The organism is Pseudomonas citronellolis (assembly GCF_029335315.1).
Classification (GTDB): domain Bacteria; phylum Pseudomonadota; class Gammaproteobacteria; order Pseudomonadales; family Pseudomonadaceae; genus Pseudomonas; species Pseudomonas citronellolis_A.
In genome coordinates this window covers 1-5,454 of sequence record NZ_JARJLT010000259.1, presented here as the reverse complement: position 1 = coordinate 5,454, position 5,454 = coordinate 1, and the positions used below count along the sequence as shown (strand labels likewise).

At 68.1% G+C, this 5,454-nt stretch carries 5 protein-coding genes; all 5 read left to right on the top strand.

The window, feature by feature from the left end:
- On the top strand, positions 1 to 1,184 hold a 1,184-nt coding region (locus P3W75_RS19425; RefSeq protein WP_276228936.1), incomplete at its 5' end, for an OprD family porin.
- Positions 1,185 to 1,318: 134 nt separating this feature from the next.
- Entirely contained in the window at positions 1,319 to 2,779 is a 1,461-nt protein-coding gene (locus P3W75_RS19420) for a 2-hydroxymuconic semialdehyde dehydrogenase (RefSeq protein ID WP_276228935.1), read from the top strand.
- A 15-nt stretch (positions 2,780 to 2,794) separates the two neighbouring features.
- Positions 2,795 to 3,601 (top strand): 2-keto-4-pentenoate hydratase, encoded by an 807-nt coding sequence (locus tag P3W75_RS19415; RefSeq protein WP_276228934.1) that lies wholly within the window; start codon positions 2,795 to 2,797, stop codon positions 3,599 to 3,601.
- 10 nt (positions 3,602 to 3,611) lie between these two features.
- Positions 3,612 to 4,544, top strand: coding sequence for an acetaldehyde dehydrogenase (acetylating) (locus tag P3W75_RS19410; RefSeq protein WP_276228933.1), 933 nt, complete (start codon positions 3,612 to 3,614; stop codon positions 4,542 to 4,544).
- Positions 4,541 to 5,454, top strand: a 914-nt coding sequence (gene mhpE, locus P3W75_RS19405; RefSeq protein ID WP_276228932.1) for a 4-hydroxy-2-oxovalerate aldolase, incomplete at its 3' end; no start/stop codon positions are given. The genes P3W75_RS19410 and mhpE, both read left to right, overlap by 4 nt.

Genomic DNA, 5,454 nt, shown 5'->3' with positions numbered 1-5,454 from the left:
AAGGGCTGATCGAAGGCGCCAGCGCCACCCTGCAGGCGCGCAACTACTTCTTCAGCCGCGACTTCTCCGACATCGTCGGGCCGAACAAGCAATCCCGGGCGCAGGAATGGGCCCAGGGCTTCATCCTCGACTTCCGCTCCGGCTACACCCCAGGCCCGGTCGGCTTCGGCCTGGACGCCATCGGCGTGCTCGGCCTGAAACTGGACAGTGGCCGCGAGCGCAGCAACACCGGCCTGCTGCCGGTGGGGGGCGATGGCCGCGCGCCGGACGACTACAGCCGCCTGGGCGCGGCACTGAAGGCGAAATTCTCGCGCACCGAGCTTAAGGTCGGCGAACTGCAACCCAACCTGCCGGTGCTGGCCTTCAGCGACATCCGCCTGCTGCCGCCCAGCTACCAGGGCACGGCGATCAGCAGCGGCGAGATTCCCGGCCTGGCCCTGCAGGCCGGGCACCTCACCTCGACGCACCTGCGCAACGAGGGCGGCGACGAGAAGATGATCGCCATGCTCAGCTACCAGCCGCAGCGCCAGGCCGAGAGCGACGCCTTCAACTACGCGGGCGGCGACTATGACTTCAACGCCAAGCGCACCCGCGTCAGCGCCTGGTACGGCCAGCTGGAAGACATCTACCGGCAGCGCTTCCTCGGCCTCAAGCACAGCCAGCCGGCCGGCGACTGGGTGCTGGGCGCCAACCTCGGCTACTTCGACGCCAGCGAGGACGGCAAGCACCTGCTCGGCGACATCGACAACCGCGCGGCCTTCGCGCTGCTCTCGGCCAGGCGCGGCGGGCACACCGTCTACCTCGGCTACCAGGGGATGTTCGGCGACAGCGCCTTCCCCCGCGTGTTCGCCAACATCGCGCCGCTGGGCAACGAAGTGCCCACCTACGAGTTCGCCTCCACCGACGAACGCTCCTGGCAATTGCGCTACGACTACGACTTCGTCGCCCTCGGCGTACCCGGCCTGATCGCCGGCGTGCGCTACATCAGCGGTGACAACGTCGACACCGGCCAGGGCTTCGAGGGCAAGGACCGCGAGCGCGACCTGGACATCGGCTACACCGTGCAGAGCGGCCCGTTGGCTGGCCTCAACGTGCGCGTGCGCAACGTCATGGCGCGCTCCAACTACCGCAGCGACATCGACGAGAACCGCCTGGTGTTCAACTACACCTGGAAGCTGTTCTGACAGCCGGGGCGCACGCAGCGTGCGCCCCTTTTCAGGTATTCCTGCAAGGGATACCTGGGCGCGGTTTTTTGATTATCCGCTTATAGGCGCCCTCCCTAGACTCGGCAAAAAAGCAGCCATCCCGGGAGGTCGCCGTGTCTCATTCCCCGCTCCGTCATTTCATCGCTGGCAGCTTCGTCGCCAGCGCACGCACCTTCGACAATGTCTCGCCGGTGACCGGCCGGGTGCTCGGCCAGGTCTGCGAGGCCGGCGAAGCCGAAGTGGACGCCGCCGTGCGCGCCGCCGCCGAAGCGCAGAAGGGCGTCTGGGGGGCGTTCAGCGCCACCCAGCGCGCCGACCTGCTGGAGCGTATCGCCGACGGCATCGAGCGGCGCTTCGAGGACTTCGTCGCCGCCGAGGTGGCCGACACCGGGCGCCCGGTGCACCAGGCCCGCAGCCTCGACGTGGCCCGTGGCGTGCAGAACTTCCGCACTTTCGCCGACCTGGTGCGCCAGGCCGGCGGCGAGTGCTTCGAGATGCGCACCGGCGACGGCAGCGACGTGTTCAGCTACACGGTGCGCAAACCGCATGGCGTGGTGGCGATCATCTCGCCGTGGAACCTGCCGCTGCTGCTGCTCACCTGGAAGGTCGCGCCAGCCCTGGCCTGCGGCAACTCGGTGGTGGTCAAGCCGTCGGAAGACACGCCCTCCAGCGCCACCCTGCTGGCCGAAGTGATGCACGAGGTCGGCGTGCCGGCCGGCGCCTTCAACCTGGTGCACGGCTTCGGGCCGAACTCCGCCGGCGAATTCCTCACCCGCCATCCAGCGGTCGACGCCATCACCTTCACCGGCGAGTCGCGCACCGGCTCGACCATCATGCGCGCCGCCGCCGAAGGGGTGCGCGAAGTGTCCTTCGAACTGGGCGGGAAGAACGCCGCGGTGGTCTTCGCCGACTGCGATTTCGACGCCGCCGTGGCCGGGGTGCTGCGCTCCAGCTTCACCAACTCGGGGCAGGTCTGCCTGTGCTCCGAGCGGGTCTATGTCGAGCGGCCGATCTACGAGCGCTTCGTCGCCGCGCTCAAGGACGGCGCCGAGAAACTGAAGATCGGCTATCCCGACGAGGACGGCGTGAACATGGGCTCGCTGATTTCCCACAAGCACCGCGACAAGGTGCTGGGCTACTTCCGCCTGGCCGTGGAGGAGGGCGCCAGCGTGGTCAGCGGCGGCGGCGTGCCGCATTTCGGCGACGAGCGCGACAACGGCGCCTTCGTTCAGCCGACCATCTGGACCGGCCTGGCCGACGACGCCCGCTGCATGCGTGAGGAAGTCTTCGGCCCGGTGTGCCACATCGCGCCGTTCGACAGCGACGAGGAGGTGCTGCGCCGGGTCAACGACTCCGCCTACGGCCTGGCCGCCTCGCTGTGGACCCGCGACCTGGGCCGCGCGCACCGCGTCTCGCGGCGCATCCACGTCGGCATGGTGTGGGTCAACACCTGGTTCCTGCGTGACCTGCGCACGCCCTTCGGCGGCGCCCGGCTGTCCGGCCTGGGCCGCGAGGGTGGCCGTCACTCGCTGGATTTCTATTCCGAGCTCACCACCATCTGCATCAACCCGTAAGGCCAGGAGAAACCCATGCATCCAGCACACCTCGAAGCGGCCGCGCGCTTGCGCCAGGCCCGTGACAGCGGCGAGCCCTGCGCCCCGGTGCGCGACCTGATCCAGCAGGCCAGCCAGCAAAGCCACGTCACCGCGCTCGACCTGGCCTACGCCGTGCAGCAGCACAACAATGCCGCCGACCGCGCCGCCGGCTGGCGCCCGGTAGGCCACAAGATCGGCCTGACCTCCCACGCCGTGCAACGCCAGCTCGGCGTCTCGCAGCCGGACTTCGGCCGCCTGTTCGCCCAGGCCGCGCGCGGCGACGGCCAGCCCATCGCCTGGGCCGACTGCCAGCAACCCAAGGTGGAGGCGGAGATCGCCCTGGTCCTCGAACGCGACCTGTGCCACGAGCGCCACACCCTGGCCGACATCATCCGCGCCACCGCCTTCGCCCTGCCGGCCATCGAGGTGGTCGGCAGCCGCATCGCCAACTGGGACATCAGCCTGCTCGACACCGTGGCCGACAACGCCTCGTCGGGGCTGTTCGTGCTGGGCAGCCGCCCGGTGCCGCTGCAGCACCTGGACCTGGTGAACTGCGGCATGAGCCTGAGCCTGCGCGGCGAGCCGGTATCGGTCGGCGCCGGGGCGGCCTGCCTGGACAACCCGCTGAACGCCGCGCTCTGGCTGGCCGACACCATGGCCCGCCTGGGCGAGCCGCTGCGCGCCGGCGACGTGGTGCTGACCGGCGCGCTCGGGCCGATGGTCGCGGTGCGTCCGGGGGATGTGTTCTGCGCGGAAATCCAGGGCCTGGGGCGCGTCACCGCGTCCTTCGCCGCCGAGTGAGGAAGCCTGAATGAGCCATAAACGCAAAGTCGCCATCATCGGTTCCGGCAACATCGGCACCGACCTGATGATCAAGATCCTGCGCAACGCGCAGCACCTGGAAATGGCCGCCATGGTCGGTATCGACCCGGCCTCCGACGGACTGGCGCGCGCATCACGAATGGGCGTGGCGATCACCCACGAGGGTGTCGAAGGGCTGGTGAAACTGCCGGTGTTCTCGGACATCGACTTCGTCTTCGACGCCACTTCCGCCAGCGCCCACGTAAAGAACGACGCCTTCCTGCTCGGCGTGAAGCCCGGGCTGCGGATGATCGACCTGACCCCGGCCGCAATCGGTCCGTATTGCGTGCCGGTGGTCAACCTGGAGCAGCACCTGCACGCGCTGAACGTGAACATGGTGACCTGCGGCGGGCAGGCGACCATTCCGATGGTGGCTGCCGTGTCTCGTGTGGCGAAGGTTCATTACGCCGAGATCATTGCTTCGATCGCGTCGAAGTCGGCGGGCCCCGGCACTCGCGCCAATATCGACGAGTTCACCGAGACCACTTCGAAAGCCATCGAGGTGATCGGCGGCGCCGCGAAGGGCAAGGCGATCATCATCATGAACCCGGCAGAACCGCCGCTGATCATGCGGGATACCGTCTACGTCCTCAGTGAGTCCGTGGACCCGGCGAAAGTCGAAGCGAGCGTCGAAGAGATGGCGGCAGCGGTACAGGCCTACGTCCCCGGCTACCGCCTGAAACAGAAAGTGCAGTTCGACGAAGTGCGCGACCTGAACATCCCCGGCCACGGTCGTTTCAGCGGCCTGAAGACCTCGGTGTTCCTCGAAGTGGAGGGCGCCGCCCACTACCTGCCGGCCTACGCCGGCAACCTCGACATCATGACCTCCGCCGCGCTGGCCACCGCCGAGCGCATGGCGCAAGCAATGGGGGCCTCGGCATGAGCCAGAAACTCTACATCTCCGATGTGACCCTGCGCGACGGCATGCACGCCATTCGCCACCAATATTCGCTGGAGGATGTGCGCGCCATCGCTGCCGCCCTCGACCTGGCCAAGGTGGACTCCATCGAAGTCGCCCACGGCGACGGCCTGCAAGGCTCCAGCTTCAACTACGGTTTCGGCGCCCACACCGATCTGGAGTGGATCGAAGCGGCGGCGGACGTGGTGAAGCACGCGAAGATCGCCACGCTGCTGCTGCCCGGTATCGGCACCATCCACGACCTGAAAGCCACCTATAACGCCGGCGCTCGGGTGGTCCGCGTGGCCACCCACTGCACCGAAGCCGACGTCTCCAAGCAGCACATCGAATACGCCCGCGAACTCGGCATGGATACGGTGGGCTTCCTGATGATGAGCCATATGCAGACCCCGGAAGGCCTCGCGCAACAGGCGAAGCTGATGGAAAGCTACGGCGCCACCTGCATCTACGTCGTCGACTCCGGCGGCGCGATGAACATGGACGATATCCGCGCGCGCTTCCGCGCGGTGAAGTCTGTCCTGAAGCCCGAAACCGAAACCGGCATGCACGCGCACCACAACCTCAGCCTCGGCGTGGCCAACTCCATCGCCGCGGTGGAGGAGGGCTGCAACCGCATCGACGCCAGCCTGGCGGGCATGGGCGCCGGCGCCGGAAACGCACCGCTGGAAGTCTTTATCGCCGCCGCCGACAAGCTCGGCTGGCACCACGGCACCGACCTCTACGCGCTGATGGACGCCGCCGACGACCTGGTGCGCCCGCTGCAGGACCGCCCGGTACGCGTCGACCGCGAAACCCTGGCCCTCGGCTACGCCGGCGTCTATTCGAGCTTCCTGCGCCATGCCGAAGTGGCCTCGGCGAAGTACGGCATCAAGGC